We start from the raw sequence: 19877 nt of genomic DNA on the forward strand, positions 1-19877 counted from the left end.
CAGCTGTCGAACCGCTCTGATAAGGCCGCGATCAAAGGGAGACCGGAGTAGTGGCCTCACCGATTACGGAAGAGCAACGGGTAAAGCTGCTCCGCGCTGAAACGCATAAATTGTTGCAATCGCCGGATTTCATCCGCTCGCCAGTCATGTCACAATTGCTGAGCTATCTGGTCGAAGAATCAATTTCCAACCCGGACACCCCGCCCAAGGCCTATCAGGTTGCCGTAGACGGACTCGGTCGCAGCGAAGACTTTGACGTCCAGGCCGACAGTTACCCGCGCGTACAGGTCGGCCGGCTGCGCAAGATGCTCGGCACTTATTATAGCGCGCACAAGAGCGCGACCCGGCTACATATCCCGATCGGCCATTATGCCGTAAAAATTGCGGTTGATGAGGGGCCGCAGCCGACGGATGGGAAAAACTCCGCCCCCGACAAGCCGTCGCCCACCGAGCGCGGTCGGGACCGCTGGTTCGACAATCGGCTGATCCGGATCGCGCTGGCCATCCTCCTGCTGATCGCAGCGGCAGGCCTGATCTGGCTACTGAAACCGACCGACCCGGACGACAACCGGACGGGTATGTTAACGGAACACAACACCCTGCCGCCGAAAATATATATCGCCGCCTCAGATGCCGAACCCCACATAGCAGAAGACGACAGATCCGCCGGAATCGAGGAATTTTTTGAAGGGACATTTGCCCGTTCCTCACAAGTGCGGCTGGCGGCGGCTGTCGAACCGGATGTCGCTTCGATCAGGGGGCAGAATGCCTATCTGTTTGAAAGCCATGTCGTCCCGGGCCGGAGCGGCCCGGAGATAAAATTTCAGCTGACGTCGTTGATTGAGGGCGAAACCATCTGGTCAACGACCGTGAAAATGCCGGATTCGCCGGCGGATTATCCGGACCAGCTCGGCCCTGTTTCCAGCCGGATCACCGGCATTTTCGGATTGGTAGCGACCGACCAGCGTAAAAGACTGCCGGATAGCGCGATGATCGGTTATCCCTGCCTGCTTCGCTTCGACAGCTATCGGGCCAACCGCGATCCTGACCTGTTGCCGGTGGTAGAATCCTGCATCACGCAATCGCTGGCGATCGACCCGTATGACAGCGAGATTCTCGCGGCCGCCTCGTTCATTGCCTTTCTGCGGAAAGAAGCGACCGGCAGAGAGCCCGATCCCGAGCAGGGCCTGGAATATGCGCGGCGCGCCATGGTGCGCGGCAGGGAGAATGCGTCGGCCAATTTTGCGCTCGCCCGATCGAGCTTTTTCAATGGCAATTGTATTAGGGGCAAGGAATTCGCCGAGAAGGCCGTGGCACTGGATCCATATGAAGCCGCGATACAGGCACAGGCCGGCGCTTTTCTTTTTGCTTGCGGGGACCCCGACGCCACCCGTTATTTGAGACGCGCAATCGCGCTGGATCCCCGCGGGTCGCTGCTGGCGGAAACGGCTCTCGTGCTGATGCTGCTGGCGGAAGGGAAGGATGCACAGGCGTTGGAAGTCGCGGAAAAAATTGTCCCGTCCAGCACGGGCGTCGGGCCTTTTTATGACGTCGCAATGGCCATGGTCTATGCCAAGAACGGCCGGATCGAGGATTCGCGCGCATCATGGGACCGGCTGGTTGCAACCTACGGCAATGATTCTGATGAAAGCCAGGAACAGTTGCTCAAGCGGCTGATCACCAATCCGGTGCTGGCCGAGCGGGCTTTTCAGGTGCTGGTGCAGACCGGGGTGATCAACAAATGACCGGCCACTCCTAGCCCGTCACCATCGCCTGTCCCGTCAGAAACTGGCGTTCAGCCCGTCGACGACAAATTGCACCGCGAGCGCGCCAAGCAGCACACCAAGAACACGCGTAATCACCGCCTCGACCTTGTTGCCGAGAACCCGCATCAACGGGCCGGCTGCTAGCAGACCGAACAGGGTCAGCAACAGAACCGTGGCCAAGGCACCGAGAATCACAAGCGCATTGTCGATACCGTCATGCTGCGACGTCAGCAGCATCACGGCGGCAATCGACCCCGGTCCGGCGATCATCGGCATGGCCATCGGGAAAATCGAGACATCCTCGATCTCGGGCTGTTCGATAATTTCCTGCGCCCGGTCTTCGCGCCGTTCGGTCCGTTTTTCGAACACCATTTCCAGCGCGATCAGGAACAGCATGATCCCGCCGGCGATGCGGAAACTGTCCAGACTGATGCCCAGCGCGCTCAGCATCTGCTCGCCGAACAGGGCAAAGACCAGCAATATGATCGCGGCAACAAAAATGGCGCGAATGGCCATGATCCGGCGATCGCGCGGCGGCGCGCTGCTGGTCAGGCTGGCGTAGATCGGCGCGCAGCCGGGCGGATCGATCACCACGAAAAAAGTGATGAAGGCAGAGATGAAGAGTTCGATCATGGTGCCGGTGCGTCGACCTTATATTCATGCACACGCTTGAAGCTGCCGTCATCCTGCGCAAGGTCTACAAAAACGATGCGCCCGCCGCCATCAACAGACGAAGCGTTCCAGATCAGGCTGCCGTCGGCAGACCGTCCTGACCGACCCGCACCGGCTTGTTCTGTCGGGGGGAAGCCGGCCGGAACCTTGGTCTTGCACGAAGCGACCTCGGTCTCGACATAATCCGGTTCTGCCAGCGGCGCGGTCAACGGCACGCCATCATCAAATATCCATTTCCACTCCACATCCTTTCCGGGCTTGCGCTTGCCGAAATTCTCCTGATGCCAGATGGTAGTGAAATGGCCGGTGGTTCCGCTCGCGCTTTGCCAGGCACCGGTGGACACACCGATGCTGCCGTCGCAGGACATATAGATTTTATGCGGTTGCCAGTCGACGGCCTGCGCCGGATCGGCCTTGCCTTTCAGCCATTGCTGCGCGTTGACCAGACCGGGCGTGAACATGATCGCCTCGTCGGCAGCGGTTTTCCGAAAGGCGGACCACTGCCCCTCTTCCTGCGCCAGTCGGGCAAAGGACAGTTCGGCCTTCACGATTGCGCTGGGATTGGCGACGGCCTTGCCCATCACCCTGTCATAGCGTTCCCGGTCGCTTGGACGCCCGCCACCACTCGCACAGCTCGTCAGGATCAGCGCGATTCCGATAACGGCAAATATTCGCATTAGAGACCTTCCGGTTTTTCCAGTCCGGCGCGCGCAGATGCAGCGACCAGTGTATTGCGCAATAGCACTGCAATCGTCATTGGGCCAACCCCTCCCGGAACCGGCGTAATCGCCCGGACATGATCGATGGCTTCGGCGGTGGCGACATCGCCGACCAGACGCCCCTTGTCCTTGCCCGGTTCGGGGGCGAGCCGGTTGATACCGACATCGATAACCACGGCACCGTCTTTCAGCCAGTCGCCCTTGACCATTTCGGCCCGGCCAACGGCGGCGACAACGATATCGGCACGGCGGACGACTTCCGGAAGATCGCGAGTCCGGCTATGCGCCATGGTGACGGTGCAATTTTCTCCAAGCAGCAGCTGCGCCATCGGCTTTCCTACCAGAATCGAGCGGCCAACCACGACGGCATTCAGTCCGGTGAGGTCACCCAAAGTGTCTTTCAACAGCATCAGGCTGCCCAGCGGCGTGCAGGGAATCAGCGCATCTTCGCCATTGGCCAGCCGGCCGGCATTGATTACGTGCAGACCGTCGACATCCTTGTCCGGATCGATCGCCATGACCACGGCTTTTTCATCGAGACCTTCGGGCAGCGGCAATTGCACCAGGATACCGTCAACGGTCTCGTCGGCGTTAAGACGCTCGACCAGCGCGATCAGCTCTTCCTGCGCGACATTGGCGGGCAGCCGGTGTTCGAAACTTTCCATGCCGGCGGCGATGGTCGCCTTGTGCTTGGAGGCGACATAGACCTGGCTGGCGGGGTCTTCGCCAACCAGAACCACGGCCAGACCGGGCACTCGGCCTGTCTGTTTCACAAAGGCCGGTACGGCATCCCTGATCCGTTCGCGAAGGCCGGCGGCGAACGCCTTGCCGTCTATGATCTGCGCGGCGGTCAACCGAGAAGCGCCTGAGCGATTGGCGGCAGAATGGCGTCCTGCAGGATGATGATACCGATGATCACTACCATCGGGGTCAGATCAATGGCTCCGAAATCCGGCATGATTCTGCGGATCGGGCGGTAGATCGGCGCGGTCAGCGCATCGAGGGTGGTCCAGATCGCCCGGGCGATGTCATTTTGCAGATTGATCACATTGAATGCGAGCAGCCAGCTCATGATCGCCTGCACGATGATCACGGTGATCGCCACATTGAGCAGGATGGAAATAATTTGGAGAAGTGCGAATGCCATGGTCGGACCCTTTATCGATAATCTGCCATAGCGACTAGAGCTTTGTCACCATCTATGCCAGAATTTTACTGTGTCACCAATATAAGACAGCGGGCGGATTATTCAACCGGCAGAAAATCGTCCTTGACCAGCGTACCAGCACCCTTGCTGGTGAAGATCTCGAGCAGCATCGCGTGCGGAATCCGGCCGTCGAGCACGACCGCCGCATCGACCCCGCCCTGCACCGCATTGACGCAGGTTTCCAGTTTCGGGATCATCCCGCCGGAGATCGTGCCCTCGTCGACCAGCGCCCGGATCTTTTGCGGGTCGAGATCGGTCAGCAACTCGCCCTGCTTGTCCAACACGCCGGGCACATCGGTCAGCAGGAACAGGCGCGCCGCGCGCAGAGCCGAGGCCACGGCTCCGGCCATTGTGTCGGCGTTGATATTATAGGTCGCACCATCGTCACCCACGCCGATCGGCGCGATGACCGGGATCATTCCGGCAGCGGAAATCCGGTCGACCACGCTGCGATCCACTCTTCTGGGCTCGCCGACATAGCCGAGATCGATAATCCGTTCGATATTGCTGTCCGGATCGCGATTGGTGCGGCGCAGCTTGGACGCCTTGACAAAACCGCCATCCTTGCCGGAAATGCCGATGGCGCTGCCGCCGGCCTGTCCGATCCAGCTGACCAGTTCCTTGTTGATTGCGCCGGAGAGCACCATTTCGGCGATTTCCGCGGTTTCCTTCGTGGTGACCCGCAGGCCGTCGACAAATTCGCTTTCCACGCCGACCCGCGCCAGCATCGCCCCGATTTGCGGTCCGCCACCGTGCACGACCACCGGGTTGATCCCGACCGCCTTGAGCAGCACGATATCCTGCGCGAAATTGCGCGCCAGCGTCGCATCGCCCATGGCATGGCCGCCATATTTGACGACAAAGGTCTTGCCCGCATAGCGTTGCAGATAGGGCAAGGCATCGGTGAGCGTTTCCGCTTTGGCGAGCATGGCGGGATCGGGTGCGTGATCAGTCATGGGCATCTTTCAATCCAGGCGCAGCGCAAATGCAAGCGTTAAATCAGCTTTCGGAAAGGGCTTTCACTTTTTCCAGCGTGCCGGCCACATGGCCGTGCGGCTTCGTCGCGCTATGGACAAAGACGATTTTCCCCTGCCGGTCGATAACATAGCTGGTCCGATTGGTCATCGCGAGGCCGGGTGCCATGCGAACCTGATAGCCGTTGATGATCTTTTCGTCCGCCCGGGCAACCGCGAACTTGTTGCGGCATTCGGAAACGGAAAATTTCTTCAAGCCCTCGATATCATCGCCCGACATGCCGATGACCGTTGCGCCCGCAGCATTGAAGTCGGCGGTGGCCTCGGCAAACATATTGGCCTCGATCGTGCAGCCCTCGGTAAAGACCTTGGGAAAGAAATAGAGCACAACGGGCCCGTTTTTCAGCTTGTCGGACAGCGAAAATGCAAAGGCTTCGCCAGCCAGGGCACCAGTGGTGGTGAAATCCGGAGCGGTAGCACCGATTTCCAGCGGTTCTGCGTTGGCGCTGCGGGTGTTGTAGACAAAGGCAGAGCCGCCGATGATCGCCACGGCGAGCAGGATTACGATCCATTTTTTCATATCTTCATTCCTGTTCGAGCTGCGCCTTGAGCGCATAGAGCTGGTCCAGCGCCTCGCGCGGAGACAGCGCGTCTACATCGATCGCGCCCAGAGCCTCCCGCAAACCGTCGGACTTTTCTTCCCCCTCCGCAAGACTTGCGGCAAATAACGGCAGATCACCGAGACCCGCTGCAAGGCCGCCGGTTTCCGCCTTGCCGGCCTCCAGCTTGTCGAGCACCGCCTTGGCGCGGTTGAGCACCGGCCTGGGAATCCCGGCCAGCTTTGCCACGGCCAGACCATAGCTTTTGTCCGCCGGGCCTTTCGCCAGCTCGTGCAGCAGCACCAGATCGCCTTTCCACTCGCGCGCGCGCACATGATGCAGCGACAGCGCATCAAGCCGGTCGGCCAGCCGGGTCAGTTCATGATAATGGGTGGCGAACAGGCAGCGGCAGCGATTGGTCTCGTGCACCGCCTCGACCACCGCCCAGGCCAGCGCCAGCCCGTCATAGGTCGAGGTCCCCCTGCCCACTTCGTCGAGAATGACAAAACTATTCTCGGTTGCCTGAGACAGGATCGCCGCGGTTTCGACCATCTCGACCATGAAGGTCGAGCGGCCCTGCGCCAGATTGTCCGATGCACCGACGCGACTGAACAGACGGTCGACCAGACTGAGCCTCGCCGAGGCTGCCGGCACATAGCCGCCGGCTTGCGCGAGGATGACGATCAGCGCATTTTGGCGCAGGAAGGTCGATTTACCGCCCATATTGGGGCCGGACACCAGCCACAGCCGTTCGTCCTGTGCCAGACAGCAATCATTGGCGACAAAGGGATCGCCCTTGGCCGACAGCGCCGCTTCGACCACCGGATGACGACCGGCCCGGATATCAAGCACATTGCCATAGACAAATTCGGGACGGCACCATTGCCCCTCGGCGGCGCGTTCGGCCAGCGCCGCCGCGACATCGATCCGGGCCAGCGCGTCGGCGCTTTCGCCAATCTCCTGTTTGCGGGCCAGCACCTTGTCGACCAGTTCCTCGAAATGGGCCGCTTCTGCCGCCAGCGCATGGGCACCGGCCTGCGACACGCGCACCGCCTCTTCGTGCAGATCGGTCGAGTTAAACCGCACCACACCGGCCAGCGTCTGGCGATGGGTGAAACCGGAATTTTCCGCCATCAGGCTGTCGCCATGACGGGTGGGAACTTCGATGAAATAGCCGAGCACCGCATTATGCTTGATCTTGAGCGTGTTGATGCCGGTCGCCTCGCGATAGCGTGCTTCGAGCGTGGCAATCGCCTGCCGACCGTCGGAACCGGCGCTGCGCAGTTCGTCGAGCGCGGGATCGAAGCCCGTAGCAATATAGCCACCATTGGTCATATCGGTGGGCGGCGCCTCGACCAGCGCCTGCTCGAGCAGATCGACCAGCGCGGCATGGCCGTCCAGCGCCGGCAATATATTGTCTAGCAGTTCGGGCAGACCCGCCAGTTGTGCCAGGCGTTCGCGCAACAGCCGCGCCCCGGCCAGTCCATCGCGAATCTGCCCCAGATCGCGCGGACTGCCTCGCCCTGCCGACACCCGGCCAAGCGCGCGGCCGATATCGGGCAAAGCCTTCAGACCTGTGCGGACATCGTCGCGGATCGCCGAGCCGTCATGGAACCACTGAACCAGTCCGAGCCGACGATTGATCGGCTGTTCGGCAAACAGGGGCGCGGACAGATCGCGTGCCAGCAAGCGGGCACCGGCGGGTGTAACCGTGCGGTCGATGGCATGGAGCAGACTGCCCTCGCGCCCGCCGGCCAGCGTCCGGTCGATCTCCAGGCTCGCCCGCGTCGGGCCGTCGATCGAGAGAAATTCCCGCGTTTCCCGCCTTTTCGGCGGATGCAGATAGGGCGCATGGCCTTGCGAGACATGATTCACATAGGCGACAAGACCACCGGCCGTGGCCAGTTCGGCCCGCGAAAATTCGCCCATGCCATCGAGCGTCGCCACTCCGAAATGTTCGCGCAACCGTTTTTCGGCCCGGCCACTGTCGAAATTATCTTTCGCCCAGCCGGTTGCCTTGTGCAGCCGTGGCAGCAGCGATGGCGGACAGATTATTTCCGATGGTGCGATCCGGGCGAGTTCCGCATCAAGCGCATCGTCGGAAATCGTCGCCAGTTCGAAATTGCCGGTCGAAATATCCGCCGCGGCCAGCCCGATCTCGCCCTGCACCTCGGCCAGCGCGACCAGCATATTGTCGCTGCGCGCATCGAGCAGATTGTCTTCGGTCAGGGTACCCGCGGTCACATAGCGGATGATATCCCGCGCAACCAGCGCCTTGTAGCCACCCCGTGCCTTGGCTTCGGCCGGGGTTTCTGTCTGTTCGGCGATCGCCACCTTGAATCCGGACCGGATCAGCTTGGCCAGATAGCCCTCGGCCGAATGTACGGGCACCCCGCACATCGGGATCGAATCTCCGGCATTTTTGCCGCGCGAGGTCAGCGCGATATCGAGCGCCGCTGCAGCCAGCTTTGCATCCTCGTAAAACAGCTCGAAAAAGTCGCCCATTCGGTAAAATAGCAGGCAATCGCCGGCCTTTTCCTTCAGCCCGAAATATTGCTCCATCATCGGCGTGACCTTGGCCGCTTTCGGCGCGGGCTCTTTTGCCGTCTTGTCTGCTTTGTCCCGAGTCTGGATTGCCATGGCCCTGCGATAGCGGACTGCGGCTGGACATAAAAGAGTAGCGATCGCATCCTATTGATTTTTACTTGATATTGCGGCTCAGGGACAAAAAGAGTAGGTCCCGAACGAAACTTGAACCTGTGATCGGTACTATCGAGCCGCTCTCAGCATATCCGGAGACAGAATTTGGCCGACCAGAACGACAATGATCTAGAATTTTCCGAACGGGAAGCTTTGCTCTTTCACTCCCACGGTCGTCCAGGGAAAATCGAGATTATTGCCTCCAAGCCGATGGCCACCCAGCGCGATCTCAGCCTCGCTTATTCACCCGGTGTTGCCGTCCCGGTCCGCGCCATCGCCGAAGACCCGTCGAAAGCCTATGATTATACCGCCAAGGGCAATCTGGTCGCGGTGATCTCCAACGGTACGGCTATCCTGGGTCTCGGCAATCTCGGCGCGCTTGCTTCCAAACCGGTGATGGAAGGCAAGGCGGTATTGTTCAAGCGCTTCGCCGATGTCGATTCCATCGACCTGGAACTCGATACCGAAGACGCAGACGCGTTTATCAATGCTGTCCAGCTGATGGAGCCCAGTTTTGGCGGCATCAATCTGGAAGATATCGCAGCGCCGGACTGTTTCATCATCGAACAGACATTGCGCGACCGGATGAACATCCCGGTCTTCCACGATGACCAGCACGGCACCGCGATTATCGCCGCCGCCGGGCTCATCAACGCCTGCCTGCTCACCAACCGCAAGATCGAGGATATCAAGGTTGTCGTCAACGGAGCCGGCGCCGCGGCCATTGCCTGCGCGTCGCTGATCAAGAGCCTCGGCGTACCGCACGACAATCTGACCATGTGCGACCGCAAAGGCGTGATCTACCGGGGCCGCGACGATGTTGACCAGTGGAAATCGGCGCACGCCATAGATACCGATGCGCGCAGCCTGACAGACGCGTTGCAGGGTGCCGACTGTTTCCTCGGCCTGTCCGCTGCCGGTGCGCTCAAGCCCGAAATGGTGAAGGAAATGGCGCCGCAGCCGATCATCTTCGCGATGGCCAATCCCGATCCGGAAATTACCCCGCCCGATGCCAAGGCAGCGCGTCCCGACGCGATTATCGCAACCGGGCGCTCCGACTATCCCAACCAGGTCAATAATGTCATCGGCTTCCCCTTCATTTTCCGGGGTGCGCTGGATGTCCGCGCAACCCGGATCAACGAGGAAATGAAAGTCGCGGCAGCCCATGCCATTGCCGAACTGGCGCGCGAACAGGTTCCGGAAGAGGTGGCCGCGGCCTATGGCGGGAAAGCGCCGACATTTGGCGTCGAATATATCATTCCCGCCCCTTTTGACCCGCGCCTGATGGACGTGGTATCCGCCGCCGTCGCCAAGGCCGCGATGGACAGCGGCGTGGCCCAGAAACCGATCGAGGATCTCGACGCCTACCGGCAGAGCCTGAAGGCGCGTCTCAATCCGACCACTTCGGTATTGACGCAGGCTTATGAAGCCTGCCGGCTGTCTCCGAAGCGCGTCATTTTCGCCGAGGCCGAAGAAGCTGTGGTATTGCGGGCAGCGATCCAGTTCCGCGATGGCGGCTATGGCACGCCGGTTCTTGTCGGGCGCGAAGATCGCGTTCGCCAGCAGCTTGCCGAACTGGGCGTCAGCGATCCGGACAGTTTCGAGGTACACAACAGCCGCAACAGTCCGCTGGTTCCAGACATGGTCAGCATGCTTTATGAACGTCTCCATCGCCGCGGGTTCATGGAGCGCGACATCAAGCGCATGGTTAACCAGGACCGGAATATCTTCGGTTCCGCGCTGCTCTCCATGGATCAGGGCGATGCGATGATCACCGGCGTAACCCGCCCCTATTCGCAGACCTTCCGCGATGTCGCCAAGGTGATTGATGTCGAGAAGGGTCGTACGGCACTCGGCATCCATGTCATGGTCGGCCAGCATCACACGGTATTCATGGCAGACACGACGGTCAATGAACGGCCCTCTGCGCATGAACTGGCGGATATCGCCGAACAGACAGCCGCGGTTGCCCGGCAGATGGGCCACGAACCGCGCGTCGCTTTTCTCAGCTATTCGACCTTCGGCAATCCCGAAGGCCGCTGGCTGGAAAACCTGCGTGAAGCGGTTGCGCTGCTCGACCAGCGTCGGGTCAATTTCGAATATGAAGGCGAAATGGCGCCGGACGTCGCGCTCAATCCGAAACTAATGGGCAATTACCCGTTCAGCCGTCTGTCGCAGCCGGCCAATGTGCTGGTCATGCCAGGACTGCAATCAGCCAATCTGTCCGCCAAGCTGTTACGCGAACTGGGTGGGGACTCGGTCATCGGACCGATGCTTGTCGGTCTGGAAAAATCGGTCCAGATTGCCACCATGGCATCGGCGGCGTCCGAACTGGTAACACTCGCCGTGCTGGCTGCCAGCGGTATCGCGAAATAGTAGCGACCGCCGGGTCCCAGACCCGCCGGCCCGTCAGGGCATGGTGGGATCGTTGCTTGCGCCTTGCGCGCCGGGCGCGCCAACCGCACCGATATTGCCGAACAATTCCTCGAAGAAGGAGCGGTCGCGGCCGAGCGTCGGCGTCTTGTCGCCATCCGGGCTGATACTCGCAACCAGTTCCAGACCGGTCCGGTCGACCGCAGCAACATTACCGTCTGCATCGAAAATTATCCGCATAACCTGCTGTTCGCGAGGGCGCGGGTTGTTGAAACCATATTGCCGGGTGTCGCGGGACAGATAGTACCAGGTGCTGTCGTCAAACTGGCCGGTGAAAGTCGGCCGGCCGAGCGAAGCTTCTACCGACTGGCGATTGTCTACGCCAGCCTGAACGGCGGACATCAACACCTCGTCGGCGATATATCCCTGATGGCCCCGCACCTGCGTGCAGCCGGCGATCGTCATCGTGCCGGCCATGAGCCCCAGCCACAGACTGTATTTCTTGATATTGCCGACCATCAAACTCATTCTCCACTATCCAGCCAGCACCGTATCGGTGCCTGACTCATCATCGCCCATTGCATCTCGCGCCATAAATATCAATATGCCCTGTATCCAGACTTAACAACCGGCCCGATCGTCCATAAACTTGCGATCCAACCAGCGGAACCAGCAATGTCCTTTTTCAGCAAGATTTTTTCCCGTGACAACCCCAATGCCAAGATGCAGTCATTATATAATGCGATCGTCAGCGAGGGGCGGCAACTGGCCTGGTATGAGGAGGCGCAAGTGCCCGACAGCATCGATGGCCGGTTTGACATGATCGCGGCGATATTTTCACTCGTATTGATCCGTCTGGAAAAGGACGAGTCCCGGGGTCAGGACATCGCCTGGCTGTCAGAGATTTTCATCAGTGATATGGAAGGACAGCTGCGCCAGATCGGTATTGGTGACATGGTTGTGGGCAAGCATGTCGGCCGGCTGATGGGCGCGCTTGGCGGCCGGGTCGGCGCCTATCGTGATGCGCTGGAAAATGATGCCGATCTGAAGGACGCAATCGTGCGTAATATTTTCCGCGGCGAGAAACCGGATGACGAGGCCCTGGATATTCTTGCCCGCCGCCTCGCGGCCTATCATGCCGCGCTCGGTGCTTGCGGCACCGAAGCGATCATCGCAGGACAACTGCCCGCCAGCGGGACGGCCATATGATGGAACAACCGGAATTCTCGCGTATCGTCAGGCTGTCGGAAATTGGATCCACCGCGCGCAGCGGCGAGCTGTCTGCCGACGAGGAGGAACGGAGAAAGCTGGCACGACGGTTTGATCTGCCGAAGATCAGCAGGCTGGAAGCCAGCTACAGCCTGCTCGCCGGCGAAGACCGTATCGGCTTTACCGGGCAACTGGAATCCGACCTGCAGCAGCGCTGTGTCGTTACCGGGGAAAGCTTTCAGGTCCGGCTCCGCGAAGATTTCGATATCGCCTTTGTGCCTGAACTGGACATCGCCGGCGCGGAGGAAGAAATCGAGCTGACCGAAGAAGATTGCGACATCATCGAATATGAAAACGGCCAGCTCGATCTCGGCGAAGCGATCGCCCAGACGCTCTACCTTGCGCTCGATCCCTTTCCGCGCGGCCCCAATGCCGATGCGGTGGCACAGGAAGTGCTCAAATCGGAAGAAGAAGCCGGGCCCTTTGGCGCGCTGGCAGCGCTGAAGGACAAGCTGCCCTAGGCTGTTTCCTTGTCATCCTTGATCGCCGCTGCATTGATCAGCCGCTTCTGCAATCCGTTCAGCCGCTGTTTGCTGGTGATCTTGCTGCCGAGAAGGTCGGTAATATAGAATGTATCAACCGCCCGCTCGCCATAGGTGGCGATATGCGCGCTGTGCACGGTGACCTTTGATTCGAACAGCGCATAGGCCAGTTCGTTGAGCAGCGCCGGGCGATCCTGGGCATTGACTTCGATCACGGTAAACCGGTTGGAAGCTTCATTGTCGACCAGGGCAAAGGGAGTGATCTTGAACGCCCCGGCCCGCGAATGGGCCAGCGGGCGTGCCTCCAGTTTGCTCGAGAGCTTGGCCCGGTTTGCCAAGGCATCCTCGACCGCCTGCTTGATCCGCTCCAGCTGCGCCTTTTCCGAAAAAGCCTTGCCATGCGGGTCTTGTACCAGAAAATTGTCCAGCGCCATGCCATCGCGGGTGGTATGAATGCGCGCGTCGATGATATTGCCGCCCGAGACATGGATGCCCCCGGCGATCCGGTAGAATAGCCCGGGATGGTCAGCGGCATAGACGGTGATCAGCGTCGCGCCGCGTTCGGGATAGACATCCGCGAAAATCGCGAGATCCGTATCACCGGCTTCGAGGACCAGCTGGGCGTTTTGCACGATGATATCGTCCGGCTCGGCAATCCAGTAGGCATCGGTAAAGCGCGCGGCCAGATCGTTGAATGTGGCTTCCGGCAATTTCAGCGCCTCTGCCAGAACTGCCTTTTTCTCCTCGACCCGATCCTTGCGACCACGCTGCTTGTGGCCGAGCAGAAGCATTTCCTGCGCGGCTTCAAACAGGTCGGTCAGCAACTGCCGTTTCCAGCTGTTCCACACGCCAGGCCCTACCGCGCGAATGTCGACGACAGTCAATACCGTGAGTTGGCGAAGCCGTTCGACGCTTTTCACCTGACTGGCGAAATCCTGGATCGTCTTGAAATCCGAAAGATCGCGCTTGAACGCTACCGCCGACATCAGCAGATGGTTGCGGACCAGCCAGGCAACCAGTTCGGTTTCATGCGGTTTCAGGCCCAGTCGCGGGCAAAGCTCCATCGCCACTTCCGCACCCAGCACGCTATGATCGCCGCCTCGTCCCTTGGCAATGTCGTGCAACAGGGTTGCAACGAATATCACCCGCCGGTTCTGCAATTTCTCCATCGTCGCCGTACTGTTCGGATGATCGTCCGCAAGATCGCCCCGTCCGATCTTTGCCAGTAGGCCAATGGCACGGATCGTATGCTCGTCGACCGTATAATGGTGGTACATATCGAACTGCATCTGGGCCACAACCCGGCCAAAGTCGGGAATGAAGCGGCCGAAGATTGCAGCCTCGTTCATCCAGCGCAACACCAGCTCGGGATCCCGCGGCGAGCAGAGTATGTCCAGAAACAGCTTGTTGGCCCGCGCGTTTTTGCGGACTTTATTGTCGATCAGCTTGGCATCCCGGCGCGCAGCCCGCATCGCCATGGGATGGACTTCCAGTTCATATTTGTCGGCGAGCCAGAAGATTTCCAGCAACCGCAGCGGGTCTTCCTCGAAAAATTCCTCGCTGGGCAAGGCCAGCCGACCGCGATCCAGCACGAACCCCTTGAGCTTTTTCGGCTTGCGGGTCAGCGACGGCAGGAAACGCCGCACGCCGGCGTTATGGGTTTCATCGAGATGGGCGAGGAATACGCCCGTCAGATTGCCAACGACCTTCGCGTTCAGGAAATAATATTGCATGAACCGTTCGACCGACGATTTGCCGGGCCGATCGGCGAAACGCATCCGGCGCGCCACTTCGGGTTGCAGATCGAAGGTCAGGCGGTCTTCCGCCCGACCGGTGATGTCGTGCATATGGCAGCGTACCGCCCAGAGGAAATTGGCGGCCTTGCGAAAGCGCTTGAATTCATCGACGGTGAGCAAGCCGACGTCGACCAGCTGTTCGGCGGATGTTACCCGATGGATATATTTGCCGATCCAGTAGAGCGTCTGCAGGTCGCGCAAGCCGCCCTTGCCTTCCTTGACATTCGGTTCGACGACATAGCGGCTGTCCCCCATCTTGACGTGCCGGGCATCGCGCTCGGCCAGTTTTTCGGAGACGAAGGCACTATCGGTACCGGCGACGACATCGCTGAAAAAACGCTGCTTGGCTTCTTCGTAGACGCCGGTATCGCCCCAGATATAGCGGCCTTCAAGCAAGGCGGTCCGGATCGACAAATCCTCCTTTGCCATACGCACCATTTCGTCGATCGAGCGGCTGCTCTGCCCGACCTTGAAGCCGAGATCCCAGAGCCAGTAGAGCATTGCCTCGACCGCCTGCTCGGTCCAGCTGTTGGTCTTGTGCGGTGTGAGAAAAGCGATATCCACATCACTGTGTGGCGCCATTTCACCGCGGCCGTAGCCGCCGACCGCCATCACCGCGATACGCTCGCCGGACGATGGATTGCTTACCGGATATTGGTGATAGACGGCGATATCGTGAATCAGGCGGACCAGCTGGTCAACCAGAAAGGACTGGGCCGCCGCCATTTCGTGCCCGGCCGAGGGCTTCTTCAGCAGCCGCCTGCTGATTTCCGCGCGCCCCGATGCCAGAGCATCCTGCAGGACCGGCAGAATCTTCTCCCGCGCCTTGGGCATGCCATATTCGGCAATCAGCGCGTCAATCTCTTCCGCCAGCTCACGCCGGTTGACGATATCCCGCTGCCGGACGATCCGTTTGCCCGGATCTGCTGGCGCTGCCGGAATATCAGCCCGAATATTCATCCTGTTGCCGCCAGTTCGTCGCGATGCTTTTTCGCCAGCACGATTTTCGCGATTTTTGCAGTGCCCAGTTTCGGCAGCGGCTCGTCATATTGCCAGATATGGACGGGCAGCTTGAACGGTGCGAGCTGGTGTTTGAGAAACTCCATCAGTTCCTCGTCGGTCAGGCTGTGTCCATCCTTGGTGTGATAGACCAGAGCCGGCACCTCCCCGAACCGTTCGTCGGGAACACCAAAAATACAGGCTTCGGCCACCGCCGGATTGGCATAGACCGCCGCTTCGACTTCCTGACAGCTGATATTCTCGCCGCCGCGGATGATGATTTCCTTCTTGCGGTCGACGATGAACAGATAGTCTTCCGGATCGAGATAGCCGATATCGCCGGTGCGGAAATAGCCGTCGTCGGTGAAGGCTTCTCTGGTTGCTTCCTCGTTGTTCCAGTAGCCGGTGAAATTGGCTGCGGTGCGGATGCAGACTTCGCCGCGCTCGCCCTGCGGCATCTGGTTGCCGTCATCGTCGAGGATCGCGACATCGACAATCGGTGGCGTGGCCCGGCCGGTGCTGTCCGGCTTGGCGAGATAATTTTCATTCTGGTTGGAACAGCCGACACCATTGGTTTCGGTCAGGCCATAGCCGATCACCGGATAGCCATCACCCATCTTCTCCTTGATCCGCCGGACATGTTCGACCGGACGCGGCGCGCCACCGGCGGCCATGGTAACGCAGCTGCTCAGATCATATTTGTCGAAATGCGGGTGGGAATAGATTTCCATGCTCATCAGCGGTACGCCGACAAAATAGGTTACGCGCTCTTTCTCGATCAGACGCATCGCCTCTTCCGCGTCCCATTTGTTGAGGAACACCAGCTTGCGACCGATCGCATAGCTGACCAGCACCAGTGGTACCGACGCGGTGACATGGAACAACGGCACACAGACCATCGCGGTCGGCTGTCCCTCGGGCATCGTGCCCTGTTTCTCCATGATATGGACCAGCACCAGCACGGTACCGACAAAGCTCATCGCGCCCTGCACCACCGAGCGATGCTCGGCATAGGCGCCCTTCGAGCGGCCGGTCGATCCGGAGGTAAACAGGATGGTCGCATTGTCTTCCGGCGCCATCTGCGGCAGCGGCGTTTCTGCCCCACCCCCTTTTTCCAGCATGATTTTCAGGCCTTCGAGCGGCATCTTGTCATGTTCGAAAATCAGCAACTCCGCGCCGTGATCGCGTTTGGACTCCACCAGACGCTGCGCTCTCTGGTAATCGGCAAAAACATAGGAACAGCCGACATCCTCGATCCCGTCGGCCAGCTCGTCACCTTGCCACCAGCCGTTCAGCTTGGTCGAGACGCCGCCCGCCATGGTGATGGCCATGTCGAGAACGACCCAGTTGGCCGAGTTGCGCGCGGCAATACCGATCCGGTCGCCTTTTTGCACGCCATAGCCCTCGACCAGTCCGCCGGCCAAAACGCGGGCGGCCTTGTAAGTCTCGCCAAAAGTCAGCCGGATATCACCGTCGACCAGAAATTCCTTGTCCGCATGTTGATTGCAGAAATAGGCGAAATAATCCGAAACATTCTGTGGCGCGTTTTTGAAAATCGGCATGTCGACGCCGAATTTGTTGATCGTGTCCAGTTCCAGTAACTGACCAGGCTGGGTCAGCGCTTCCAGCGTTTTGTCGATTACCAGATCCAGTTCAGAGGTCGCCATTATTCAAGTCTCCCGTTGTTCCCTCTTGGTAAAGGGGAATTTCCCTTTATATGGACAGGAAACCACGCGGGGAAAAGAGTTGATTGATATTATATTGGCCAATGCGGCACAGTTTACGCAGTTTACCGATCTTGGCCTATCTCCAAATGCTCTGGATCTTGAAAAACTGATTGGTGTCGACTTCCAGCTGAAATGGTATTCGCTGGCCTATCTCGCGGGCATTTTGATCGGTTACTGGTATCTCACCAAATTGGTCGATCAGCCGGGCTCGCCCATGGCCCGTCGCCATGCCGATGATATGATCTTCTGGGCAACGCTCGGTATCATCGTCGGTGGCCGTCTCGGCTATGTGTTTTTCTACGCACCCGAAATCCTGCTCGAACCGGTCAGGATATTGCAGGTCTGGAACGGCGGCATGTCGCTTCACGGCGGCACGATCGGCGTTGTGCTCGCCCTGTGGTGGACCGCGCGGCGGGAGAAGCTCGATTTTCTGCGTATGTGCGATTATATCGCCTGTGTCATTCCCTTTGGCCTGTTTTTCGGGCGGCTGGCCAATTTCGTCAATGGCGAGCTGTGGGGCCGCGCGACCGATGTGCCCTGGGCTATTGTCTTCCCGATGGGCGGCAATGTCGCGCGCCATCCCAGCCAGCTTTATGAAGCGGGGCTTGAGGGCATTCTCTACTTCATCATTCTCTCCTTGCTCTTCTGGAAAACCGATGCCCGCTACCAGCCTGGCAAGCTGGTCGGCACCGGTTTGCTGGTCTATGGCTGCAGCCGCTTCTTCGTCGAGTTTTTCCGCCAGCCCGACGCCCAGTTGATCTGGCTGGTCGAGCAGTCCGGTTTCAGCATGGGCCAGTGGCTGACGGTGCCGATGATATTGCTCGGCGCGTGGCTGGTGCTCACCGCGAAGGGGCGGCGCAAGCGGGTTGAACCGGTGGCTGGAGACAAGAGCGTTGCCTGACGGCATAAAGGCAGACTTCCCCAGCGCAGCGCATGTAATCGCGGACAGGATCGACCGTGAAGGTCCGATCCCGCTCGGCGACTATATGGCGATCGCCAATGACTATTATTATGCCAGCAAGGACCCGCTCGGCGAAGAGGGTGATTTCGTCACCGCTCCGGAAATCAGCCAGATGTTCGGCGAAATCATCGGCATCTGGCTGGCTGATTTATGGTTACGCAAGGGATCGCCCGGCCATTGTCATTATGTCGAACTGGGCCCGGGGCGCGGTACTCTGGCCAGAGACGCGCTGCGCGCTATGCGCAAATTCGGCTGTCATCCTTCGGTTCATTTCGTCGAAACCAGCCCGGTTCTGAAAACCCGGCAGGCCGAGTTGCATCCTGACGCCACATGGCATGACGGCATGGCCAGCCTGCCGGAAGACGGGCCATTGCTGATCATTGCGAACGAATTTTTCGATGCGCTGCCGGTCGAGCAGTTCGTCGCGACATCGAAGGGTTGGCGGCGGCAGATGGTCGCGCGGGACCGCAGCAAATTCGTCGCGGTCCTGAGCGAGGATGTAGCCGAAGAGCGGGTGGGTGGCAGTATGAGCGGATTCCCCGAAAACACGATCATCGAGCGTTCTCCGGTCAGTGTGGAGATGACGGGCCAGATCGCCAGCCGGGTTGCCAAACAGGGCGGTACCCTGCTGGTCATCGACTATGGCTATACAAAACCAGGCACCGGCAGCACGTTGCAGGCGGTGAAGGACCATATGCCGATCAGCCCGTTCGACAGTCCCGGTGCTTCCGACCTGACGGCCCATGTCGATTTTCACACCTTGGCCAATATCGCGCGCACACGAATATTGAAAATCCACGGACCATCGGAACAGGGACAATGGCTGAAATCGCTGGGTATCGACCAGCGCGCCGAGGCTCTGATGGCAGCCTCGCCGAAAGAAACCGACACGATTGCTGCCGCTCACCAGCGATTGACCCATGTGGACGAGATGGGCCGTTTGTTTCGCGTGATGTCGGCAACCTCGATCGACTGGCCGGAGCCCGAGGGTTTCAGCTACGGAGAGGAATAGCCGAACTTGCTAGTGTGCTATCCGACCCACTCGGCAACTTCCGCGGCTACGGTATTGGCCGCGCGGTTCAAGCCTTCCCCGACCGGATCGGGTTCGGCGGCAAAGACGGTTTCGCTAGCCTGAAACCGCTTTTTCTCGACCGGCTTGTCCGCGACCATCTTGACTGCGTCGTAGGTGACGGTAACTGTCAGGCTGGGACCGTCGAGGCCGAAATCAACCAGTTCGCCTGTGATATAGATTTGCGCGTTGCCGCCCGCTTCCGTTGCTGTCAGCACCAGCCGGTCGTTTTTAACGGCAATGGTTTCGCTCAGCAAATCCTGAAAGAGGCGCGCCGGCTTGTCGACCCAGACAGCATCCTTCAGATAGGCTATGCCCGTGCCGGTCGTCTGCACCGGCACGCGGATCGTGTTCAGCTTCTGCGGTGCGGCGGGCAAGGCCACTACCAGCGAGCCGGCCTGCGGTCCGCTGCGCACAGCTCCAGCCGAGAGTTTATGGTCCGGCGAGAGCGATAGCAGCGATGGCGGCGGCTCGGTTCCGCCAAAGCTGACGCAAGCGCTCAACGCAACGGTGGCACCGAGCAGACCGACGGATTTCCAGATTGTGCTCATCATATCGGTCCCT

General features: G+C 59.8%; 17 protein-coding genes. 6 read left to right on the top strand and 11 right to left on the bottom strand.

Going from position 1 to position 19877, the window contains the following annotated elements; translation table 11 throughout:
- Window positions 1–50: 50 nt before the first annotated feature.
- Window positions 51–1745 carry a hypothetical protein gene (locus ACHZCJ_RS07275; RefSeq protein WP_321325172.1) on the top strand — a complete coding sequence of 565 codons (1695 nt, stop codon included), beginning with the start codon at window positions 51–53 and terminating at the stop codon, window positions 1743–1745.
- A 36-nt stretch (window positions 1746–1781) separates the two neighbouring features.
- Here the strand turns inward: ACHZCJ_RS07275 and ACHZCJ_RS07280 are convergent, their stop codons facing one another.
- The 7 genes from ACHZCJ_RS07280 to mutS form a co-directional block, all read right to left on the bottom strand.
- Entirely contained in the window at window positions 1782–2399 is a 618-nt protein-coding gene (locus ACHZCJ_RS07280) for a MarC family protein (RefSeq protein WP_321325174.1), read from the bottom strand.
- The gene (locus tag ACHZCJ_RS07285) at window positions 2396–3115 is read right to left on the bottom strand and encodes a hypothetical protein (RefSeq protein ID WP_159640218.1); all 720 of its coding nucleotides are present in this window, start codon (window positions 3113–3115) and stop codon (window positions 2396–2398) included. Before ACHZCJ_RS07285 ends, ACHZCJ_RS07280 begins: the two co-directional genes overlap by 4 nt.
- Entirely contained in the window at window positions 3115–4011 is an 897-nt protein-coding gene (gene folD / locus ACHZCJ_RS07290) for a bifunctional methylenetetrahydrofolate dehydrogenase/methenyltetrahydrofolate cyclohydrolase FolD (RefSeq protein WP_321325177.1), read from the bottom strand. Before folD ends, ACHZCJ_RS07285 begins: the two co-directional genes overlap by 1 nt.
- Window positions 4008–4304, bottom strand: a complete 297-nt coding sequence (locus tag ACHZCJ_RS07295; RefSeq protein ID WP_159640212.1) for a YggT family protein — start codon at window positions 4302–4304, stop codon at window positions 4008–4010. The genes folD and ACHZCJ_RS07295 overlap by 4 nt, the downstream gene beginning before the upstream one ends.
- 98 nt (window positions 4305–4402) lie before the next feature.
- Complete coding sequence (gene argB / locus ACHZCJ_RS07300; protein WP_159640209.1) at window positions 4403–5320, bottom strand: acetylglutamate kinase; 918 nt, start codon at window positions 5318–5320, stop codon at window positions 4403–4405.
- Between the two features lie 43 nt (window positions 5321–5363).
- Window positions 5364–5918: a redoxin domain-containing protein gene (locus ACHZCJ_RS07305; protein WP_321325180.1), complete on the bottom strand. Its 555-nt coding sequence runs from the start codon at window positions 5916–5918 to the stop codon at window positions 5364–5366.
- A gap of 4 nt (window positions 5919–5922) precedes the next feature.
- Complete coding sequence (gene mutS / locus ACHZCJ_RS07310) at window positions 5923–8577, bottom strand: DNA mismatch repair protein MutS (RefSeq protein ID WP_394700067.1); 2655 nt, start codon at window positions 8575–8577, stop codon at window positions 5923–5925.
- A gap of 165 nt (window positions 8578–8742) precedes the next feature.
- Between mutS and ACHZCJ_RS07315 the strand changes: the two genes are divergently transcribed.
- Window positions 8743–11013, top strand: coding sequence for an NADP-dependent malic enzyme (locus tag ACHZCJ_RS07315; protein WP_159640203.1), 2271 nt, complete (start codon window positions 8743–8745; stop codon window positions 11011–11013).
- Window positions 11014–11046: 33 nt separating this feature from the next.
- Here ACHZCJ_RS07315 and ACHZCJ_RS07320 read toward each other — a convergent pair whose 3' ends face one another.
- Entirely contained in the window at window positions 11047–11538 is a 492-nt protein-coding gene (locus ACHZCJ_RS07320; protein ID WP_159640200.1) for an outer membrane protein assembly factor BamE, read from the bottom strand.
- 147 nt (window positions 11539–11685) lie between these two features.
- Here ACHZCJ_RS07320 and ACHZCJ_RS07325 point away from each other — a divergent pair, with 147 nt between their 5' ends.
- Both ACHZCJ_RS07325 and ACHZCJ_RS07330 read left to right on the top strand, forming a co-directional pair.
- Window positions 11686–12219, top strand: a complete 534-nt coding sequence (locus tag ACHZCJ_RS07325; RefSeq protein ID WP_159640197.1) for a ubiquinol-cytochrome C chaperone family protein — start codon at window positions 11686–11688, stop codon at window positions 12217–12219.
- Window positions 12216–12740: a DUF177 domain-containing protein gene (locus ACHZCJ_RS07330; RefSeq protein WP_321325184.1), complete on the top strand. Its 525-nt coding sequence runs from the start codon at window positions 12216–12218 to the stop codon at window positions 12738–12740. The genes ACHZCJ_RS07325 and ACHZCJ_RS07330 overlap by 4 nt, the downstream gene beginning before the upstream one ends.
- Here ACHZCJ_RS07330 and ACHZCJ_RS07335 read toward each other — a convergent pair.
- Both ACHZCJ_RS07335 and ACHZCJ_RS07340 read right to left on the bottom strand, forming a co-directional pair.
- Window positions 12737–15517 carry a [protein-PII] uridylyltransferase gene (locus ACHZCJ_RS07335; RefSeq protein WP_321325186.1) on the bottom strand — a complete coding sequence of 927 codons (2781 nt, stop codon included), beginning with the start codon at window positions 15515–15517 and terminating at the stop codon, window positions 12737–12739. The genes ACHZCJ_RS07330 and ACHZCJ_RS07335 overlap by 4 nt on opposite strands.
- Window positions 15514–17223 (bottom strand): class I adenylate-forming enzyme family protein, encoded by a 1710-nt coding sequence (locus ACHZCJ_RS07340; protein ID WP_321325188.1) that lies wholly within the window; start codon window positions 17221–17223, stop codon window positions 15514–15516. The genes ACHZCJ_RS07335 and ACHZCJ_RS07340 overlap by 4 nt, the downstream gene beginning before the upstream one ends.
- Before the next feature lie 79 nt (window positions 17224–17302).
- Between ACHZCJ_RS07340 and lgt the strand changes: the two genes are divergently transcribed.
- Both lgt and ACHZCJ_RS07350 read left to right on the top strand, forming a co-directional pair.
- Entirely contained in the window at window positions 17303–18184 is an 882-nt protein-coding gene (lgt, locus tag ACHZCJ_RS07345; RefSeq protein ID WP_321325190.1) for a prolipoprotein diacylglyceryl transferase, read from the top strand.
- Entirely contained in the window at window positions 18177–19256 is a 1080-nt protein-coding gene (locus ACHZCJ_RS07350; protein WP_321325192.1) for an SAM-dependent methyltransferase, read from the top strand. The genes lgt and ACHZCJ_RS07350 overlap by 8 nt, the downstream gene beginning before the upstream one ends.
- A gap of 17 nt (window positions 19257–19273) precedes the next feature.
- Here the strand turns inward: ACHZCJ_RS07350 and ACHZCJ_RS07355 are convergent, their stop codons facing one another.
- Window positions 19274–19867: an ABC-type transport auxiliary lipoprotein family protein gene (locus ACHZCJ_RS07355; protein ID WP_394700068.1), complete on the bottom strand. Its 594-nt coding sequence runs from the start codon at window positions 19865–19867 to the stop codon at window positions 19274–19276.
- Window positions 19868–19877: the final 10 nt, after the last annotated feature.

The sequence above is a fragment of the uncultured Parasphingorhabdus sp. genome (assembly GCF_963677535.2).
Lineage (GTDB): Bacteria > Pseudomonadota > Alphaproteobacteria > Sphingomonadales > Sphingomonadaceae > Parasphingorhabdus.